This is a genomic window from Mesorhizobium sp. WSM4887 (assembly GCF_029625865.1).
Taxonomy (GTDB): Bacteria; Pseudomonadota; Alphaproteobacteria; order Rhizobiales; family Rhizobiaceae; genus Mesorhizobium.
Genome location: NZ_JARTVP010000008.1, coordinates 163,003 through 182,732 on the forward strand (window position 1 = coordinate 163,003; position 19,730 = coordinate 182,732).

General features: G+C 64.9%; 19 protein-coding genes. 4 read left to right on the forward strand and 15 right to left on the reverse strand.

The features are described 5' to 3' along the window. Positions 1 to 152: 152 nt before the first annotated feature. Positions 153 to 1,187, forward strand: coding sequence for an aspartate-semialdehyde dehydrogenase (locus P9230_RS24500; protein WP_067323616.1), 1,035 nt, complete (start codon positions 153 to 155; stop codon positions 1,185 to 1,187). 246 nt (positions 1,188 to 1,433) lie between these two features. Here P9230_RS24500 and P9230_RS24505 read toward each other — a convergent pair whose 3' ends face one another. Beyond that, positions 1,434 to 1,841 (reverse strand): ACT domain-containing protein, encoded by a 408-nt coding sequence (locus tag P9230_RS24505; protein WP_278120936.1) that lies wholly within the window; start codon positions 1,839 to 1,841, stop codon positions 1,434 to 1,436. Positions 1,842 to 1,982: 141 nt separating this feature from the next. On the opposite strand from P9230_RS24505, the gene P9230_RS24510 reads away from it, so the two are divergent. Together P9230_RS24510 and P9230_RS24515 are read left to right on the forward strand one after the other, a co-directional pair. After that, the gene (locus P9230_RS24510; RefSeq protein WP_067323620.1) at positions 1,983 to 2,393 is read left to right on the forward strand and encodes a DoxX family protein; all 411 of its coding nucleotides are present in this window, start codon (positions 1,983 to 1,985) and stop codon (positions 2,391 to 2,393) included. A gap of 235 nt (positions 2,394 to 2,628) precedes the next feature. Then, entirely contained in the window at positions 2,629 to 2,892 is a 264-nt protein-coding gene (locus P9230_RS24515; RefSeq protein ID WP_066991674.1) for a YMGG-like glycine zipper-containing protein, read from the forward strand. Between the two features lie 76 nt (positions 2,893 to 2,968). Here P9230_RS24515 and rpsP read toward each other — a convergent pair whose 3' ends face one another. The 5 genes from rpsP to P9230_RS24540 all read right to left on the reverse strand — a co-directional run bounded on the left by rpsP (position 2,969) and on the right by P9230_RS24540 (position 7,737). Next, complete coding sequence (rpsP, locus tag P9230_RS24520) at positions 2,969 to 3,370, reverse strand: 30S ribosomal protein S16 (protein WP_066991677.1); 402 nt, start codon at positions 3,368 to 3,370, stop codon at positions 2,969 to 2,971. 107 nt (positions 3,371 to 3,477) lie between these two features. Further along, the gene (locus P9230_RS24525; protein WP_066991680.1) at positions 3,478 to 3,804 is read right to left on the reverse strand and encodes a chorismate mutase; all 327 of its coding nucleotides are present in this window, start codon (positions 3,802 to 3,804) and stop codon (positions 3,478 to 3,480) included. Between the two features lie 7 nt (positions 3,805 to 3,811). Then, positions 3,812 to 5,401: a signal recognition particle protein gene (gene ffh, locus P9230_RS24530; protein ID WP_127216091.1), complete on the reverse strand. Its 1,590-nt coding sequence runs from the start codon at positions 5,399 to 5,401 to the stop codon at positions 3,812 to 3,814. A 385-nt stretch (positions 5,402 to 5,786) separates the two neighbouring features. Beyond that, entirely contained in the window at positions 5,787 to 6,728 is a 942-nt protein-coding gene (locus P9230_RS24535) for a glycosyltransferase (protein WP_127247365.1), read from the reverse strand. A gap of 67 nt (positions 6,729 to 6,795) precedes the next feature. Beyond that, entirely contained in the window at positions 6,796 to 7,737 is a 942-nt protein-coding gene (locus P9230_RS24540) for a CPBP family intramembrane glutamic endopeptidase (protein WP_095799601.1), read from the reverse strand. 258 nt (positions 7,738 to 7,995) lie between these two features. On the opposite strand from P9230_RS24540, the gene P9230_RS24545 reads away from it, so the two are divergent. Next, positions 7,996 to 9,060 carry a TraB/GumN family protein gene (locus tag P9230_RS24545; RefSeq protein ID WP_278120937.1) on the forward strand — a complete coding sequence of 355 codons (1,065 nt, stop codon included), beginning with the start codon at positions 7,996 to 7,998 and terminating at the stop codon, positions 9,058 to 9,060. 534 nt (positions 9,061 to 9,594) lie between these two features. Here P9230_RS24545 and lpdA read toward each other — a convergent pair. The 9 genes from lpdA to sucC all read right to left on the reverse strand — a co-directional run bounded on the left by lpdA (position 9,595) and on the right by sucC (position 19,710). Further along, entirely contained in the window at positions 9,595 to 11,001 is a 1,407-nt protein-coding gene (lpdA, locus tag P9230_RS24550) for a dihydrolipoyl dehydrogenase (protein WP_278120938.1), read from the reverse strand. Positions 11,002 to 11,025: 24 nt separating this feature from the next. Next, positions 11,026 to 11,781 carry an SDR family oxidoreductase gene (locus tag P9230_RS24555; protein ID WP_127247363.1) on the reverse strand — a complete coding sequence of 252 codons (756 nt, stop codon included), beginning with the start codon at positions 11,779 to 11,781 and terminating at the stop codon, positions 11,026 to 11,028. Next, a complete protein-coding gene (locus tag P9230_RS24560) occupies positions 11,778 to 12,200 on the reverse strand; it encodes a hypothetical protein (RefSeq protein WP_245307513.1) in 423 nt (140 codons plus the stop codon). The genes P9230_RS24555 and P9230_RS24560 overlap by 4 nt, the downstream gene beginning before the upstream one ends. Positions 12,201 to 12,324: 124 nt before the next feature. Then, on the reverse strand, positions 12,325 to 13,617 hold the full coding sequence (odhB, locus tag P9230_RS24565; protein ID WP_067323636.1) for a 2-oxoglutarate dehydrogenase complex dihydrolipoyllysine-residue succinyltransferase: 1,293 nt from the start codon (positions 13,615 to 13,617) through the stop codon (positions 12,325 to 12,327). Between the two features lie 51 nt (positions 13,618 to 13,668). Next, positions 13,669 to 16,656 (reverse strand): 2-oxoglutarate dehydrogenase E1 component, encoded by a 2,988-nt coding sequence (locus P9230_RS24570; RefSeq protein WP_278120939.1) that lies wholly within the window; start codon positions 16,654 to 16,656, stop codon positions 13,669 to 13,671. A gap of 115 nt (positions 16,657 to 16,771) precedes the next feature. After that, positions 16,772 to 17,674, reverse strand: coding sequence for a succinate--CoA ligase subunit alpha (sucD, locus tag P9230_RS24575; protein WP_067323640.1), 903 nt, complete (start codon positions 17,672 to 17,674; stop codon positions 16,772 to 16,774). A 12-nt stretch (positions 17,675 to 17,686) separates the two neighbouring features. Continuing rightward, the gene (locus P9230_RS24580) at positions 17,687 to 18,184 is read right to left on the reverse strand and encodes a DUF1579 family protein (RefSeq protein WP_278120940.1); all 498 of its coding nucleotides are present in this window, start codon (positions 18,182 to 18,184) and stop codon (positions 17,687 to 17,689) included. A 3-nt stretch (positions 18,185 to 18,187) separates the two neighbouring features. Beyond that, a complete protein-coding gene (locus P9230_RS24585; protein WP_278120941.1) occupies positions 18,188 to 18,511 on the reverse strand; it encodes a cupin domain-containing protein in 324 nt (107 codons plus the stop codon). 5 nt (positions 18,512 to 18,516) lie between these two features. Then, positions 18,517 to 19,710: an ADP-forming succinate--CoA ligase subunit beta gene (gene sucC / locus P9230_RS24590; protein ID WP_127217124.1), complete on the reverse strand. Its 1,194-nt coding sequence runs from the start codon at positions 19,708 to 19,710 to the stop codon at positions 18,517 to 18,519. Positions 19,711 to 19,730 lie beyond the last annotated feature (20 nt).

Sequence of the window (19,730 nt, forward strand, 5' to 3'; positions counted from 1 at the left end):
CGTTCTCGCAAAACTACGGCCAAAACCACCACCAAAACGGTGTGATTCCCTTGGCCTAACCACCCTCTCCCGGGTTCGGCCTGGGGGACAGAACCCGCATGAGGCCGGCGGGTTTTCTCCAACAACCAAGCGGGGAGGGACAGGAGATTTCGATGAGTTTCAAGGTTGCGGTAGTCGGCGCCACGGGCAATGTGGGCCGCGAAATGCTCAACATTCTGGACGAGCGCGGCTTCCCGGCGAGCGAAGTGGTGGCATTGGCCTCGCGCCGCAGCCAGGGCACCGAAGTGTCCTTCGGCGACCGCACGCTGAAGGTCAAGGCGCTCGACACCTACGATTTTTCCGACACCGACATCTGCGTCATGTCGGCCGGCGGCAATGTCTCCAAGGAGTGGTCGCCCAAGATCGGCAAGCAGGGCTGCGTCGTCATCGATAATTCCTCGGCCTTCCGTTACGACCCTGACGTGCCGCTGATCGTGCCGGAGGTGAATCCGGACGCGGTCGAACTCTTCTCGCGCAAGAACATCATCGCCAATCCGAACTGCTCGACGGCGCAGCTCGTCGTGGCGCTGAAGCCGCTGCACGATGTCGCCACCATCAAGCGCGTCGTCGTCGCCACCTACCAGTCGGTCTCCGGCGCCGGCAAGGAAGGCATGGACGAGCTGTTCACGCAGACCCGCGCGGTCTTCGTCGCCGACCAGGTCGACGTCAAGAAGTTCACCAAGCGCATCGCCTTCAACGTCATCCCGCATATCGACGTCTTCCTCGACGACGGCTTCACCAAAGAAGAGTGGAAGATGGTCGCCGAGACCAAGAAGATGCTCGATCCTAAGATCAAGCTGACGGCGACCTGCGTGCGCGTGCCGGTGTTCATCGGCCACTCGGAAGCCGTCAACATCGAGTTCGAGAAGCCGATCACCGCCGACGAGGCGCGCGAGATCCTGCGCGAGGCTCCCGGCTGCCAGGTCTTGGACAAACGCGAGAACGGCGGCTACATCACGCCGCTCGAGTCGGCCGGCGAGGACGCCACCTTCATCTCGCGCATCCGCGAGGATTCGACCGTCGATAACGGCCTGTCGATGTGGGTCGTCTCCGACAATCTGCGCAAGGGCGCGGCGCTCAACGCCGTCCAGATCGCCGAGTTGTTGGTCGAGCGGGGCCTGATCCAGCCGAAGAAGAAGGCGGCTTAGTTCCGCTCACGGGCCGCACCGCCGCTTCGCGGCTGGCCCTCCGCGAGGGCGCCGGACGACCGGCGGCCCGCGGTCGCGGGCTCGGCCTTCGGCCGTTTTGTTTTCGCTCACGGGCCGCGCGTCGCGGGCGGCCTTCCGCCGATAGCTCTCTTTTTCCCGTTCACGGGAAAGGTCGCGGCAGGAGGATGAGGGTGGCGCCGCAATGGGTGTGACGAGCGATGCCCGCTGCTTCCATGTGCTGAGGCGCTAGCCACTGCTCTCCGCAGCCAGCTGCCGCAGGAGGCCGAGCGCCTCGTCCGCCCGCTCCGCCGGGACGAACAGATGGTCATGGTAAAAGGCCGAAACCGGATTGACGCCCATGCCGGCAGCGGCGAGCCGCGTCGTGATCGCGGCCAGAAAGCCCACGGCGTCGAGCGACGAATGGATGTCGAGCGTGATCATCCGGCAGCGGAACGTGCCGGCGAGGCCGGCTACCTTCGCTTGGTCCTCCGACACGATCAGCGTCAGACCTTCCCGCTCGCGAAACTGCATGACCGGATCAAGACCGTGCGGCACGGCCACACCCGGCGCCAGCGTCGCGAAAACATGGACATCGGGGAGCAGTTTCGGCGTCATCGACGCCAGTAGTCTTTGGAGATTGGTCTCGCCGGTCATTCTCTCTCCTTCGGTCATGCATTCTCACTCAATCATGCGTTCGAAAAAAGCGCACCGGCCCTTGTCGGATCGCCGCCCTGCCCGCCGTCCTTGGCTCGAAGCTGGCAAAACAGCCAGGCTCCAACCAAGGAGGGAACACCAATGAGCATTTCAGAAACCGCTCCCGTCTCGAACGGCGCCTTGTGGACCGGGCGCGCGCTTAGCGCCATTGTCATCCTTTTCATGATCTTCGACGGCGTCATCAAGCTGCCGCCGTTGCAGATCGTCACCGAGACGATGGCGCAGCTCGGCTGGCCGGAGGACCCAAACACCGCGCGGCTGCTCGGCATCGTCGGCCTGATCTCGACTGTGCTTTATGCGCTGCCGCGCACGTCCGTGCTCGGCGCCATCCTGCTCACCGCCTATATGGGCGGCGCCATTTCCACGCATGTGCGCATCGGCAACCCGCTGCTCTCGCACACGCTGTTCGGCGTCTATCTCGCTGTTGTCCTGTGGGGCGGGCTCTATCTGCGCGACCCCAGAGTGCGCGCGCTGATCCCGTTCAGCCGCTGAGCCGGTTCGCTCTGGTGATTCCACCGGCTGCGGCGACCGCAAGGCTTCGAAGCCGGGTTGCCAAGCTGCGTTACCGAACGCTAATTCGTGAGCACTCTCAATGCTGTCGAGGCCGGTTGGCGCAACCCGCGCCTGCCTTCGAAACAGCAATATTCGTTCCCTTCGGGATCAAATTAGCCGTTTGCGAGTTAAAGCTTGGCGGCGAGGACGGCGATCCCGTGAGAGAGGAACTGAAATGAAGAAAGCGATTACCATTCTGGTGCTGACGGTGGCGCTGGGCGCCTGTTCGCAGACGGAAAAAGGAGCGGCGATCGGCGGCTTGGGCGGTGCTGCGGTCGGAGCGGCCGTCGCCAATGACCCGGTCGAGGGCGCAGTGGTCGGTGGCGCTGTCGGCGCCGTGGCCGGCGCGTTGATCGGCCGTGCCAGCGAAAGCGGCAAGTGCCGTTATCGGGACCGCTACGGGCGCGTTTATATTGCTCGTTGCCCGTCGGGATATTGAGATATCGACGGGCCTGACCAAAAGAACGGCGGGGTTGGCCCGCCGTTCTTTTGACCTGTTTTGACCGAGGCCGAGATTACTCGGCGGTCGCGGCTTCCGCCTCGGCGGGTGCTGCGGACGCGGCCGCAACGGCAGCGGCGGCGTCTTCCTGGGCCTTCTTCAGCAGGGCTGCGCGCTCCTGCGCCTTCTTGCCGGGCAGGGCCTTGTTCGGGTTGGAGCGGGCCGGACGCTTGGCGATGCCGGCCTCGTCCAGGAAGCGCAGCACGCGGTCGGTCGGCTGGGCGCCGTGCGAGAGCCAGTGCTTGACGCGGTCGGCATCGACCTTCACGCGTTCGCCGTCCTTCGGCAGCAGCGGGTTCCACGACCCGAGCGCCTCGATGAAACGGCCGTCGCGCGGCGAACGGGCGTCGGCGACGACGACGTGGTAATAGGGACGCTTCTTCGAGCCCGCACGGGCCAGTCTGATCTTCAGTGCCATTCTTTATCTCCTAACAAGCTCTGTGTTGGTTGATTGGGTTGCGGCTTTGGCCTTGTGCAAGTCGTAATCCCAAGACCGCTGCGCAGTTTGGGCGACATACACCAGCTTCAGCCGGTTTTCGTCACGCCGTTGTTAGCGGCGATCTGTTCGTGATGCCGGATGACTTCGCGGATGACGAAGTTCAGAAATTTCTCCGCAAAATCCGGATCGAGATGCGCATCCTTCGCCAGTTGGCGCAGGCGGGCGATCTGCTGCTGCTCGCGCGCCGGGTCGGCTGGCGGCAGGCCATGCTCGGCCTTCAGCACGCCGACCGCCTTGGTGCAGCGGAAGCGCTCGGCCAGCATATGAATGAGGGCGGCGTCGATGTTGTCGATCGAAGCGCGGTAGCCCGCCAGAACGGCGCGTGCCTCGGCCATATCCTTCTCCTCGTTCATCGCCCCCTCACTTCTTCTTGCCAAGGCCAGGCAGCCCGCCGCCGCCGAGACCGGGAAGGCCCGGCAGTTTCATGCCGCCGGGCAGGCCCGGCAACCCGCCGCCGGGAAGTCCGCCGGGCAGTCCACCCGGCAGGCCTTTGCCGAGACCGGCAGCCTGGGCCTGCTTCTGCAAGGCCTCCAGCTGCTTCGGGTCCATCTTGGAAAGGTCGGGCATGCCGCCGCCGGGCATCATGCCGCCAAGGCCCATCTTCGAAGCCAGGCCTCCCATCATGCCGCGCATCATGCCGCCGCCTTTGCCCTTGCCGCCCATCGCCTTCATCATGTCGGCCATGCCGCGATGCATCTTCAAGAGCTTGTTGATCTCGGCCGCGTCGGTGCCGGAGCCGGCGGCGATGCGCTTCTTGCGCGAGTGCTTCAAGATATCGGGGTTGGCGCGCTCGGCCTTGGTCATCGAGGAGATGATGGCGAGCTGCCGGCGGAACATCTTGTCGTCGAAGCCGGCCGCGGCGAGCTGGTCCTTCATCTTGCCCATGCCGGGCATCATGCCCATGATGCCGCCCATGCCGCCCATTTTCGACATCTGCTGAAGCTGCGCGGCAAGGTCGTTCAGGTCGAACTTGCCTGACTGCATCTTCTTGGCCATCGCCGCCGCCTGCTCGGCGTCGATGGTCTCGGCGGCCTTCTCGACTAGGCTGACGATGTCGCCCATGCCGAGGATGCGGTCGGCGATGCGCTTGGGGTGGAATTCCTCCAGCCCGTCCATCTTTTCGCCGGTGCCGATCAGCTTGATCGGCTTGCCGGTGACGGCGCGCATCGAAAGCGCGGCGCCGCCGCGGCCGTCGCCGTCCATGCGGGTCAGCACCAGGCCGGTGATGCCGACGCGCTCGTCGAAGCTTTTCGCCAGGTTGACCGCGTCCTGGCCGGTCAGTGAGTCGGCGACCAGCAGGATTTCGTGCGGCGACGACACCTTCTTGATGTCGGCCATCTCGACCATCAGCGGCTCGTCGATATGCGTGCGGCCGGCCGTGTCGAGGATGACGACGTCGTGGCCGCCGAGCTTTGCCGCCTGCACGGCGCGCTTGGCGATATCGACCGGGCTTTGGCCGGCGATGATCGGCAGCGTGGCGACCTTGGTCTGCTCGCCAAGCTGGCGCAGCTGCTCCTGCGCGGCCGGACGCCGCGTGTCGAGCGAGGCCATCAGGATTTTCTTGTTCTGACGCTCGGTCAGCCGCTTGGCAATTTTGGCCGAGGTCGTCGTCTTGCCGGAACCCTGCAGGCCGACCATCATGACGACGACGGGCGCGGGCGCGTTGAGGTCGATAGCGACGCCCTCGGCACCGAGCATATCGACCAGCTCGTCATGGACGATCTTGACGACCATCTGTCCGGGCTTGATCGACTTCAGCACCGCGGCGCCGACCGCCTTCTCGCGCACCTTGTCGGTGAAAGAGCGAACCACCTCGAGCGCCACATCGGCCTCAAGCAGTGCCCGGCGCACCTCGCGCAACGCCGCAGAGACGTCCGCCTCCGACAGCGCACCGCGGCCGGTCAGGCCGTTCAGGATGGAGCCAAGGCGCTCTTGCAGGGACTCAAACATTGATCAGACCGCCGTGCGAGAGCGCCTTGGATTCATGCCGATCGCTGTCGGGCCTGCGGCCCTCCACGCCTCTTGTGCGCTCCTGCAGTGATTCAAACATCTTGCTTCCTTCGATCTCGGTTCATTCGACCCGAGAGGTAGTGCGTTCGCGCCGGGTCGCCAAGCCAAAGCGCAAAGCCAAAAAGCACCCGGGGGCGCATCGCGCTGCCGGGTGTTGGCCTCCAGGATCGGTTTACAGCTCTCGCCTCAAAGAGGCTTCGGCGTCCTGGTCGGCTTTCGCGGAGAGGGTCTCGTCGCGGAATTCGTGCGCGTCTAGACAGGAAATCGGCGGCGGAGTCAAGGCTGGGGTCGTTTTGAAGAGCAAGACACCGCGCCCAAAGGGGGTTCAGGGCAGCTTTTCGCCGTCCAGGATGCGCGTATAGAGATCGAGATAGCCGTTTGCCGTCTTGGCGATGGGAAATCGCGCGGCGGCGGATGCACGGCACTGCTCAGGGGACAAGCCGGCGATGTCGGCCAAGGCCTTGGCGAACTCGGCATCGGTGTCGAAGAGGCGACCGGTGGCGCCGTCGACGATTTCGGGCAGCGCGCCGCGCCGTGTCGTCAACACCGGCGTGCCGCAGAGCATCGCTTCGACCGGCGCCATGCCGAACGGCTCTTCCCAGGCGATCGGGTTGAGAAAAGCTCTGGCTTCTCCCAGCAGGCGCAGCTTCTCGTCGCCGTCGACGACCCCGTGGTAGCGGAAGCGGCGGCCGAGGCTCTTGAAGAAGACACCCTGGCGTCGAACCTTGGTGCGCTGCAGGAGCTGCCAGCGCGAGCCGCCGGCGATATCGAGCTGGAAATCGAAGGCACGGGCGAGATCGACAGCCCGGTTGAGGTTCTTGCCGGCGCGGGCGATGCCGGCCAGAAACAGGAGCCTGCCCGTCTTGCGGGCGGACAGCCGATAGGCGTCGACCGGAAAGCCGTTGTGGACGAAGGTTTCCCGCCCATGGTTGCGCGCATGGCTGGCGCTGACGAAGTTCCAGTTTGGCCTGTTTTGCGTGAATTCCGGGTCGAAGCCGTGCATCGTATAGAGCGCCGGTCGCGAAATCTCGATGTACCAGCCATTGAAATGCACGATGTCGGTGTCGGCCGGGATCGCAGCGCGGCATTCAGCGGCCGAAGAGGCCTGCCGCACTTCGCACAGCGGATGGCTCGAGCCGCGAGCGGCGATCAGGACCACCTTGTGGCCGAGACGCGAAAGCTCTGTTGCCAGCCAGTCGACCTGCCGCTCAGTGCCGCCATAGCCTTTGCAGGGAATGGTGCGTTCCGCCACCAGCGTGATGCGCATCAGGCGAGCCCATCGGTTTTCTGGTTGACCACGGTTTGATCAAGAAACCGGTTTCCGCTTTTTTGGATCATGGCTCGTCCGGCCCGACCTTCAGGGGGGAGCGGCGATGCAGAAGCAGGAGCATCGTCAGCAGCGTGCTTACGATGCCGATCGCGGCGATGAGAACGGCGTCCCAATTGGTCCAGCCGGGGCCTTCCAGCGGCTTGGCGTTGAACAGGGCGAAGGAATTGTAGCTCTGCTGGTGCGAGATCAGCAGGAAGCCGATCAGATTGTTGCCGAGATGGGCGCCGAATGCAGCGCCGAGATTGCCGGTCACATAGACCAGCAGCGTCAGCAGCAGCGCGAAGGCGGCGATCGAGACCAGCACGCTGGCATTGATGGCAAGCGTCGAGGCCGGGCTCCAATGCAACGCGGTGAACAGAAGCCCCGGCAGCGCGGCCCAGATCAGCGGGCTGCCAAAGCGGCTGGCGAGGCCACGCAGCAGATAGCCACGGAACAGAGCCTCCTCCGATGAGGTCTGCAGAAAGGCGAGCGGCACGATCGCGAGAAGCAAGAGCAGCCAGGACGAGAACGCGATCGATCCGCGGACGATCTCCGGCTGCAGCCAATAAAGCAGCACCTCGGAGAACAAGGAGGTTGTCAGAACCGCGACCAGGCCTTTGAGAAACCCGCCGCGCGAGATGCGGCGGTCTGGGCCGATCAGCGCCGAGAGCGGCTCGCCATGAACGAAACGCATCGCGGCCCAAAGACCGATCCAGATGCCGGCAAAGGACGCCAGCGCGGTGAGGATGCCGGCGGGAGAGGCAAGGAAATCCTGGATCGGCTGTCCGGTCGCCGGGCCCGGGAGGCGCAAGACGATGAAGGCGGCGGTGCCGGCGACGAGCACGACCAGCGTCACGGCGAGCCAGAAGAGAACGACGATCGCCGTTCCGAGCAGGAGCCGGAGCAGGGTGGTTTTCTCGTTCGGCGAGCGCCGGTAGCGCTCGAAGGCGGCGTTGTCGATGATCACACGGGGTCCCCTGCCGGGCGCTTTACGGTCGCATGATCTAGGGGATCGGCGTTTTCGGCGCAATCTCTCCCGTCAGATCCAGCAACCAGTTGGGCCGCTCGACCGCGGGGATCATCGAAACTGGCGGCAGATCAGCCACGGCCTTCCATCGGCGCCGGGCCACCCGTCTAACGCTGCCGCCGGGAATCCGAGCCGGTCGACAACAATTTCGGCTCTCGATTAACCGTTTTGCCGCTTTTTGCCCTTAAGAAGCTTGCCATGAAACGCGTTATCGCCATCGCCGACCGCGCGGCCCTCGTCTCGTTGAAGCTGCTCGCAGCGCTCAACCTGCTGTTTTTCCTTTCGTTCCTGCTCGTGCTGCTGCTGGCCGGCCGCGCGCATGCCGAAGCGCCCGCCTGCGGCGGCAGCGACCTGCTGGCGGGTCTTGCAAAGAGCGATCCCGCCGCCTTCAAGAAGGTCGAGACCGAAGCCGACGCCGTTCCAAACGGCCGGGGGCTGTTGTGGAAGCTCGAGAAACCAGGCGAGGAGCCGTCCTATCTCTTCGGCACCATGCACATGACGGACGCGCGCGTCACCACGCTGCCTGCCGCGGCCCAAAAAGCCTATGAAGGCGCCGACACCATCATCATCGAAACCACCGACGCCCTCGACAAGGCCAAGATGATGGCCGCCATGGCCGCCGAGCCTGGCCTGATGATGTTCACGGACAACACGACGCTGTCCTCGCTGCTGTCGCCCGAGGATGCGGCAGTACTGAACAAGGGGCTCGATGCACGCGGCATTCCGCCTCTGACGGTGGCCAAGATGAAGCCGTGGATCCTGTCGGCCATGGTGGCGCTGCCGGCCTGCGAGGTGGCGCGCCAGAGCGCCGGCGCGCCGGTGCTGGACGTCAAGCTGGCCGCCGACGCCAAAGCGGCCGGCAAGGACGTCGAGGGGTTGGAAACCGCCGTCGACCAACTGCGCGCCATGGCTTCGCTGCCGCTCGCCTACCACATGAAGGGGTTGGTCGAGACGCTGAAGCTCGGCGACAAGGTGAACGACGTCAACGAAACCATGATCGTGCTCTACCAACGCGGCGAGGTCGGCATGTTCTGGCCGCTGTTTCGCACCGTGCTGCCCGACACGGCGGACGACCAGGCCGGCTATGCCGCCTTTGAGCAGACCATGATCACCAGCCGCAACAAGGTCATGGTCGCGCATGCCATGCCGATTCTGGCCAGGGGCAATGCCTTCATGGCGGTCGGCGCGCTGCATCTGCCCGGCCCTGACGGACTGGTCGAAGATTTCCGCAAAGCGGGGTATAGTGTTACCGCCGTCAACTGAGTCGTCTGGCGGAAAATGCCGGTTTTTCAGCGCTTTCCGTCCGCCTGCGTGAAACCCATTAGGGGATCCGCGCGTTGATGGCTGCTATTTGATGCCTTTCATTCCAAGGAGGACACGTTTCATGGCGAACCCTAACGACCCCTACACCCCGTCGAGCACGCCGCCCTCGAGGGGCGGTGGTGGCGGCAGCGGGTGGCTGATCGCCCTAGTTGTCATTATCCTGGCCATTGTTGCGTATTATGTTTTTGGCAGAACCGGTGGCGAGCACGCCCCCGCGACTTCCGAGCCGCCGGCCGCGACGACGCCGGCCCCGGCGCCTGCAACGCCTGAACCTGCGCCCGCAACGCCTGCTCCAGCTCCGACGCCAGCCCCGGCACCCGCGCCCACTCCGACGCCTGCCCCGGCTCCGGCACCTGCGCCGTCTCCGTGATCAGGCTATAGCTCCACGACGAACGGCCCGCCGAAAGGCGGGCCGTTTTTGTTTAACTACACCTTTGCCATCCTCGGGCGTTCGGCGCCGGCCGTGACGAGCACCTAAATATGGATCGGCTTGAAGAACGTGGCCAGCGCCGCTTCCTTGACCGCCTCCGACATGGTCGGGTGGGCATGGCAGGTGCGGGCGAGGTCTTCCGAGGAGCCGCCGAACTCCATCAGCACCGCCGCCTCGTGGATCATCTCGCCGGCGCCGAAGCCGACGATATGAACGCCGAGCACGCGGTCGCTCGCCTTGTCGGCGAGGATCTTCACGAAGCCGTCGGTGTGCAGCATGGCCCGCGCGCGGCCATTGGCGCTGAAAGGGAACTTGCCGACCTTGTAGTCGATGCCGGCCTTTTTCAGCTCCTCTTCGGTCTTGCCGACCGAGGCGATTTCGGGACTGGTGTAGACGACGCTCGGGATAACGTCGTAGTTCACATGACCGGCCTGGCCGGCGATCGTCTCGGCTACCGCCACGCCCTCGTCCTCGGCCTTGTGCGCCAGCATCGGCCCGGCAATGACGTCGCCGATGGCATAGATGCCGGGCAAGTTGGTCCTCAGATGCCCGTCGGACTTGACCCGGCCGCGCTCGTCCATCTCGATGCCGGCTTCTTTCAATCCAAGGCTGTCGGCATAGGGGCGGCGTCCGGTCGCGACCAGCACGACATCGGCCTCGATCGTTTCCGCCGCGCCGCCCTTGACCGGCTCGAACGTCACGCTGGCGCCCTTCTTGGATTTGGCGACGCCGGTGACCTTGGCGCCGAGCTTGAACTCGAAGCCCTGCTTGGACAGCAGCCGCTGGAATTGCTTCGAGACCTCGCCATCCATGCCGCCGAGGATGGTGTCGAGGAACTCGACAACCGTGACCTTGGCGCCGAGCCTGGCCCAGACCGAGCCGAGCTCGAGCCCGATGACGCCGCCGCCGACCACCACAAGACTGCCCGGCACCTTGGCCAGCGACAGCGCGCCGGTCGAGGACACGATCACCTTCTCGTCGAAGTCGACCTTGACACCCGGAATGCCGGCGACGTCGGAACCGGTGGCGATGACGATGTTCTTGGTCTCGATCTCCTCGACCTTGCCGCCCTCGCCGGTGACCGACACCTTGCCGGCGCCGATCACCTTGCCGGTGCCGCGGAACGAGTCGATCTTGTTCTTCTTGAAGAGAAAAGCGACGCCGTTGACGTTGGAGGCCACGGTCGCATCCTTGTGCGCCAGCATCTTCTTCAGATTGAGTTTTGGCGCGCCGACCTCGATGCCGAGCATATCGAAGGCATGACCGGCTTCGGCGAACATCTCGGAGGCGTGGAGCAGGGCTTTCGACGGGATGCAGCCGATATTGAGGCAGGTGCCGCCGAAGGTGGCGTTCTTCTCGACCACCGCTGTCTTCAGGCCGAGCTGTGCCGCCTTGATGGCGCAGACATAGCCGCCCGGTCCCGATCCGATGATTACGACGTCATAAGCCATGATGGTGTCCTTCTGGTCTGGCCTTCAGCGGCCGCCGCTCACATTCAGGATCGCGCCCGTTATATAGGAGGCCGCGTCCGACAAAAGGTAGAGAACCGCGCTCGCGACCTCGTCGGCCGTGCCCGCGCGCTTCAGCGGCAGCAGATCCTGCATCCGCGCCACGCGCTCCGGCTGGCCGCCGGAGGCATGGATGTCGGTTTCGGTGATGCCTGGACTGACGGCATTGACGCGGATGCCTTCCAGCGCCACCTCGCGCGCCAGACCAACGGTCAGCGTGTCGATCGCGCCCTTGGAAGCGGCGTAGTCGACATATTCGCCGGGCGAGCCCAGTCTTGCCGCCGCCGAGGACAGATTGACGATGGCGCCGCCCTTGCCGCCGTGACGGGTCGACATGCGCTTGACAGCCTCGCGGGCGCAGAGGAAGGAGCCGACGACGTTGATGCGCATCATGCGCTCGACCCGCTCGGCGCTCATCTCGTCGACACGCGCCTTGATGTCGACGATGCCGGCATTGTTGACGAAGGCGTCGAGCCGGCCGAAAGCCCGGTCCACCGTTTCGAACATCGCGATGTCGTCGGCCTCGTTGCCGACATCGCCCCTGACCGCGAAGGCCTCGCCGCCCGCGGCTTCGAGCTCGGCGACGAGCGCATCGGCGGCGGCCCGGTTGGAGACATAGTTGATCGCCACCCGATAGCCGGCCCGACTGGCCTGCCGGCAGATCGCGGCGCCGATGCCGCGGCTGCCGCCGGTGACCAGCAGCGTCTTCTTGTCGGCATTCATTCCTGGCAGCCTTTCAGGGCAAAGACGTCCCACGGTACTTTTGAGAAGCCCGCCGGACCATAAGCGGCTGACATTTCGAGCGACGGTCCGAGATCGGGAAAGATCAGGCTCTTCGGCGCATCCGCGCCCTCGGCCGGCAGCAGACCCACGACGCCCTTCTCATCGGCGCTATAGATCACGCCTTCCCAGACCGTGCAGGCGGCGAGCTCCTCGCCGGTGACGTCGCCGGTCGGGCATTTGTACATCAGCGAGCCGTGCGGCCGCCCGGCGGAGCCCTCGGTCCACATGGCGATGCCATCGAGCACGGTATTGTTGTCGAGTATCATGCGGAATGTGTTGGCGATCGTCGCCGAGGTACCCGTCGGGCTGAAATCGATCTCGGCGCCGCTTTTCGCCTCGCCATAGGCGGCAAGCTGGATCGGGCAAGCGGCCTGGGCATCGGCTGCTACGAGAGCCGCACCGGCGGCAAGCGCGACCGGCCTCGCGGTGCTGAGCCAACGGGCCTTCACTCGCCGCCCCGCCCGCGAGCCTTCATGCTCCACCTCAGAGATCGAGCACCAGCCGCTCGGGATCCTCCAGGCTTTCCTTGACGCGGACGAGGAAGGTCACCGCTTCCTTGCCGTCGACGATGCGGTGGTCGTAGCTGAGCGCCAGATACATCATCGGGCGGATGACGATCTGGCCGCCGACCACCACCGGCCGCTCCTGGATCTTGTGCATGCCGAGGATACCGGACTGCGGCGCATTGAGGATCGGCGTCGACATCAGCGATCCGTAGACGCCGCCGTTGGAGATCGTAAAGGTGCCGCCCTGCATGTCGGCAACCGAAAGCTTGCCGTCGCGCGCGGCGAGGCCCAGCCGGCCGATCTCCTTCTCGATCTCGGCGATGGACATCTGGTCGGCATCGCGCACGACCGGGACCACCAGGCCCTTGTCGGTGCCGACGGCGACGCCGACATGCGCAAAGTTCTTGTAGATGATGTCGGCGCCGTCGATCTCGGCATTGACCGCCGGGATCTCCTTCAGCGCATGGGTGACGGCCTTGGTGAAGAAGCCCATGAAGCCGAGCTTCACGCCATGCTTCTTCTCGAACACGTCCTTATACTTGGCCCTCAGCGCCATCACCGCGCTCATATCCACCTCGTTGAAGGTGGTGAGCATGGCGGCGGTCGACTGCGCCTCCTTGAGCCGGCGCGCGATCGTCTGGCGCAGCTTGGTCATGCGCACGCGCTCCTCGCGCGAAGCATCGTCGGCCGTCGACGGCGCGCGGGCCGCGACCGGTGCGGGAGCAGGAGCAGGAGCCGCTTTCGGCGTCTCGGCCGGCTGCGATGGCGCGCCCTTAGCGATGGCATCGAGGACGTCGCCCTTCAGCACTTGGCCGCGCTTGCCGGAGCCCGTCAGTTGCTCGACCGAGAGATTGTGCTCGGCGATCAGTTTGGCCGCAGCCGGCGCCGGCGGCATGGTGCGCGGCTCGACCGGGCCGGCGTCGCCGGCCATCTTGGCGGTTTCGGCGGCGGCCTGCTTCGTCGTGGATGCGGCGTCCGGACTGGACGCCTGCGCCACCGCCTGCGGCTTGGTGGCGGGAGCGGCGGCTGCGCCGCCGGCCGAAATCGAGCCGAGCAGCGCCCCGACATTGACCGTCTCGCCTTCCTTGACGGTGATCTCGGAGAGCGTCCCGGCGCCCGCGGCGGGCACCTCCACCGTCACCTTGTCGGTTTCGAGCTCGACCAGCGGCTCATCGGCGGCGATCGCGTCGCCGACCTTCTTGAACCACTTGCCGACGGTCGCCTCGGTGACGGATTCGCCGAGAGTGGGGACGCGGATTTCGGTAGCCATTGTGCCTGTCCGTTCTCTTGTCTTCTTGAGGTCTGTTTGGTCCGGGTCTGCTTACTCGCCCAGCGCGTCGTCGAGCAGGGCGGAAAGCTGGCTGAGATGCTTCGACATCAGTCCGGTGGCCGGCGAGGCCGAGGCCGGCCGGCCGGTATAGCGCACCCGCTGATGCTTGGCGTCGATATGCGCCAGCACCCATTCGAGATAAGGATCGATGAACGACCAGGCGCCCATATTCTTGGGCTCCTCCTGGCACCACACCATCTCGGCGTTGCGGAAACGCGACAGCTCGGTGATCAGCGCCTTGGCCGGGAACGGGTAGAGCTGCTCGACGCGCAACAGGTAGATGTCGGTGATGCCGCGCTTCTCGCGCTCCTCGTAGAGGTCGTAATAGACCTTGCCGGAGCAGAGCACGACACGGCGGATCTTGGAATCCTTCACGAGCTTGATCGGCTGGTCGGCCAAGAGCTGCGCATCGTCCCACAACAGTCGGTGGAACGAGCTTTCGCCCGCCATCTCCGACAGCGTCGACACCGCCCGCTTGTGGCGCAGCAGCGACTTCGGCGTCATCAGGATCAGCGGCTTGCGGAAGTCGCGCTTCAACTGCCGGCGCAGGATGTGGAAATAGTTAGCCGGCGTCGTGACGTTCGCCACCTGCATGTTGTCCTCGGCGCAGAGCTGCAGGAAGCGTTCGAGGCGGGCCGAGGAATGTTCCGGCCCCTGGCCTTCATAGCCGTGCGGCAGGAGGCAGACGAGGCCCGACATTCTCAGCCACTTGCGCTCACCGGACGAGATGAACTGGTCGAACACCACCTGGGCGCCGTTGGCGAAATCGCCGAACTGCGCTTCCCAAAGCGTCAGCGCCTTGGGCTCGGCGAGGCTGTAGCCATATTCGAAGCCGAGCACCGCCTCTTCCGAGAGCATCGAGTTGATGACTTCGTAGCCGGCCTGCGCCGCAGACAGATTGTTGAGCGGAATGTAGCGGGTTTCGTCGCGCTGGTCGTAGAGCACGGAATGGCGCTGCGAGAAGGTGCCGCGCTCCGAATCCTGGCCGGAGAGCCGGATCGGATTGCCGTCGAGCAGGATGGCGCCGAAGGCCAGCGCCTCGGCGGTCGACCAGTCGATGCCGTCGCCGGATTCGATCGCCTGGCGGCGGTTCTCGAGGAAGCGCAGGATCGTCTTGTGCGCCTCGAAATCCTTCGGCACCTCGGTCAGCTTCTTGCCGATTTCCTTCAGCGTGCGGACCGGCACCGCGGTCTTGCCGCGCCGCTGTTCGTCCTGGTTGTCGGCCGTGCGCAGGCCGGACCAGGCGCCGTCAAGCCAGTCGGCCTTGTTCGGCTTGTAGGACTGGCCGACTTCCCACTCCTGTTCCAGATGCGCGCGCCAGTCGGCCCGCATCTTGTCGACCTCGGCCTGGGTGATGTGACCCTCGGCGATCAGCCGGTCGGCATAGACCTGCACAACCGTCTTATGGCTGCGGATGTTGCGGTACATGATTGGCTGCGTGAAGGACGGCTCGTCGCCTTCATTGTGGCCGAAGCGGCGGTAGCAGAACATGTCCACCACCACCGGTTTGTGGAACTTCATGCGGAATTCCGTCGCCACCTTCGCGGCATGCACCACCGCTTCCGGATCGTCGCCGTTGACGTGGAAGATCGGCGCTTCGATCATCTTCGCCACATCCGACGGATAGGGCGAGGAACGCGAGAAGCGCGGATTGGTGGTGAAGCCGATCTGGTTGTTGATGATGAAGTGCAGCGTGCCGGCGACGCGGTGGCCGCGCAGGCCGGAGAGCCCGAACATCTCCGCGATCACGCCCTGGCCGGCAAACGCCGCGTCGCCATGCAGCAGCAGCGGCATTACCTTGGCGCGCTCGGACAGCGGCACGATCTCGCCGCGCTCGCGGCCAGCGAGCTGGTCCTGCTTGGCGCGCGCCTTGCCCATCACGACCGGGTCGACGATTTCCAGGTGCGAGGGGTTGGCCGTCAGCGACAGGTGCACCTTGTTGCCGTCGAACTCGCGGTCCGAGGAGGCGCCGAGATGGTACTTCACGTCGCCCGAGCCCTCGACGTCGTCGGGAGCGGCCGAGCCGCCCTTGAACTCGTGGAAGATGGCGCGGTGCGGCTTGGCCATGACCTGCGAAAGCACGTTGAGACGGCCGCGATGGGCCATGCCGAGCACGGCCTCCTTGAGGCCGAGCTGGCCGCCGCGCTTGATGATCTGCTCCAGCGCCGGGATCAGCGACTCGCCGCCGTCGAGGCCGAAGCGCTTGGTGCCCTTGTACTTGACGTCGATAAATTGCTCGAAGCCTTCGGCCTCGACCAGCTTCGACAGGATCGCCTTCTTGCCGGTGGCGGTGAAGGTGATCTCCTTGTCGGCGCCCTCGATGCGCGCCTGGATCCAGGCCTTCTCCTCGGGGTCGGAGATGTGCATGAACTCGACGCCGAGCGTCGAGCAATAGGTGCGGGTGAGGATATCCAGCATCTGCCGGATGGTGCCGAACTCGAGCCCCAGCACATTGTCGAGGAAGATCGGCCGGTCGTAGTCGGCTTCGGTGAAGCCGTAATTCTCCGGCGACAGCTCGTTATAGTCCTCGAGCGGCTTGGCGATGCCCAGCGGGTCGAGATTGGCGTGCAGGTGGCCGCGCATGCGAAAAGCGCGGATCATCATGATGGCGCGCACGGAATCGCGCGTCGCCTGGTGAACGTCCGCATCGGAAAGGGCCGCGCCGTTGACGACCGCCTTTTCCTTCACCTTCTTTTCGATGTGCTTTTCGACCAGGCCCCAATTGCCGTCGAGCGCCGAAACCAGCTCGGCATTGGCCGTCATCGGCCAGGACGGCTTCGCCCAGGAGGCGCCCTTGGCGTTCTTGCGCACGTCGCCCGCATCGTCCTTCAGCGCGGCGAAGAAGTCCTGCCATTCCGGATCGACGGAGCCGGGGTTGTCCTCATAGGCGGCATAGAGCGCGTCGATATAGTCGGCATTGCCGCCATAAAGGAACGAGGTGAGCGAGAATTGGTCGTTGGCCTGATCTTGTCTTGCCATTTTCGTCTGCGGAGCCTGGCTCCGTCTCCTTTTATGGAAGGGAGTAGGGGAGTAAGGCAGTAGGGGAGTAGGGCATTTTTGCCGCTGATCTTTCCCTGCTGCCCTATTCGCGCCCTTAACCTTTGATCGCCTCGACCAGCGTCGTGCCGAGCCGCGCCGGTGACGGCGAAACCTTGATGCCGGCCGATTCCATCGCCGCGATCTTGTCTTCCGCGCCGCCCTTGCCGCCGGAGATCACCGCGCCCGCATGGCCCATGGTGCGGCCGGCGGGCGCCGTGCGCCCGGCAATGAAGCCCGCCATCGGTTTCTTGCGGCCGCGCTTTGCCTCGTCCTTCAAGAACTGCGCGGCGTCTTCCTCGGCCGAGCCGCCGATCTCGCCGATCATGATGATCGACTTGGTCTCGTCGTCGGCGAGGAACATCTCGAGCACGTCGATGAACTCGGTGCCCTTGACCGGGTCGCCGCCGATGCCGACAGCAGTGGTCTGGCCGAGGCCGACATTGCTGGTCTGGAAGACCGCTTCATAGGTAAGCGTTCCCGAGCGGGAAACAACGCCGACCGAGCCCTTGCGGAAGATGTTGCCGGGCATGATGCCGATCTTGCATTCGTCGGGGGTCAAAACTCCCGGGCAGTTCGGGCCGATCAGCCGCGAGGAGGAGCGGTCGAGCCGCGCCTTGACCTTGACCATGTCCATAACCGGGATGCCCTCGGTGATGCAGACGATCAGCGGGATCTCGGCCTCGATCGCCTCGATGATCGCTTCGCCCGCGCCTGCCGGCGGCACATAGATGACGGAGGCGGTGGCGCCGGTCTTCTCCTTGCCCTCGGCGACGGTGGCGAAGATCGGCAGGGTCTCTCCCTTCGCGCCGGTCCAGGTCTCGCCGCCCTTCTTCGGATGGACGCCGCCAACCATCTTGGTGGCGTGATAGGCCAGCGCCTGCTCGGTATGGAAGGTGCCGGTCTTGCCGGTCAGGCCCTGCACCAGCACCTTGGTATTCTTGTCGACGAGAATGGACATCGCGCCCCTTTTCTAAAAACCGTTGATCGAGGAAGGCGAAACGCGCCGGTAGAGGCCGCTCACCATGTCTTGCCAGGCGTCGCTGCCGGCGGGCTTGAAGTGCAATCGCATGCGGTAAGTATCAGTGCCGTCAAAGCTGTAAGTCACGCGAGCCGAGCCGCGCGGCGACGACCGTTCCAGCACAAGCTCGTTGCCGTTCCATGTGCCCGTAGCCGGTGAGGCCGGCACGAAACCCATCGAGTCGAACTGATGCATGGTGACGACGTCGTTCGGCTGATCGAAGCCGAACACATTATGCGCGCCGAACGAGATCGTGCCGTCGCGGCGCTGGCGGTAGCGCTGGACCACGAACTGGCCGCCGAACTGCGTTTCCGCAAGCACTTCCGAAGTCGCGGCGCCGGCATCGGTCCATTGCGTCGCCGCGACATCTTCCTCGCCACGCCACGCGCCGACCAGCGCCTGCAGGCGCTGGTGATCGGCCGAGAGGGATGAGAAAGGCGTCGCGTTCATGGCTCAGAGCCGCTTCAGATCGGTGACGGTGAGGTCGCTTTGGGCATTGCCGGTGTTGAGGGTGGTCGCCGGCTCGAACATAAGCACCACGGGCTCGACAGTCAGCGAACGCGGCCGATGCTCGACGCCGCGCGGCACGACAATGAAATCGCCCTCGCCGAGCTCGACCGGCCCGTCGCGGAAATCGATGGCGATCTTGCCGCGCAGCACGAGGAAGGCCTCGTCCTCGTCATCATGCGCGTGCCAGTCGAAAACCTCGCCGAACTTGGCGACCTTGGCGATCTTCGCATCCGCCGCCTCGATCAGATTTATCTTGCGCGGAGGCATCCGCTTTAGCCCTTCACCGCCTTGACGATCTTCTTGGCCGCGTCGTCGAGGTCGTCTGCCGAGACGACGTTCAAGCCGCTGTCATTGATGATCTTCTTGCCGAGCTCGGCATTGGTGCCTTCCAGCCGCACGACCAGCGGCACCTTCAGCCCGACTTCCTTGACCGCGGCGATCACGCCCTCGGCGATGACATCGCACTTCATGATGCCGCCGAAGATGTTGATCAGGATGCCTTCGACCGCCGGATCCTTGGTGATGATCTTGAAGGCCGCCGTCACTTTCTCCTTCGAGGCTCCGCCGCCGACATCGAGGAAGTTGGCCGGCTCGGCGCCGTAGAGCTTGATGATATCCATCGTCGCCATCGCGAGGCCGGCGCCGTTGACCATGCAGCCGATATTGCCCTCGAGCGCGACATAGGCGAGGTCGTATTTCGACGCCTCGATCTCCTTCTCATCCTCTTCGGTGGTGTCGCGCAGCTCCATCACGTCGGGATGGCGGAAGAGAGCGTTGTTGTCGAACGACACCTTGGCGTCCAGCACGCGCAGCCGGCCGTTCTTCATGACGATCAGCGGATTGACCTCGAGCAGGCTCATGTCCTTCTCGACGAAGGCCCTGTAGAGCAGCGGGAACAGCGTGCCGCCGTCTTGCGCCGCATCGCCGTCGAGCTGCAGCGCGGCGTTGAGCTTCTTCACATCATCGGCCGTCACGCCCTTTTCCGGATCGATGGCGACGGTGAGGATCTTTTCCGGCGTGTCATGCGCGACCGCCTCGATATCCATGCCGCCCTCGGTCGAGACGACGAAGGCGATGCGCCCGACGGAACGGTCGACCAGGATCGACAGATAGAGCTCGCGGTCGATATCGGCGCCGTCCTCGATATAGAGGCGATTGACCTGCTTGCCGGCCGGTCCGGTCTGCTTGGTGACCAGCGTTTGGCCGAGCATCTCGTTGGCGTTGGCGACCACTTCGGCCGCCGACTTCGCCAGCCGCACGCCGCCCTTGGCGTCGGGGCCGAGTTCCTTGAACTTGCCCTTGCCGCGGCCGCCGGCATGGATCTGGCTCTTCACCACATAGAGCGGGCCGGGCAGCGTCTTGGCGGCGGCTTCCGCCTCGCTCGCCTTGAACACCGGAACGCCGCTTGCGACGGGCGCGCCGAACGACTTCAGCAGCGCCTTGGCCTGATATTCATGGATGTTCATGCGCTTGGTCTCCGGAGAGG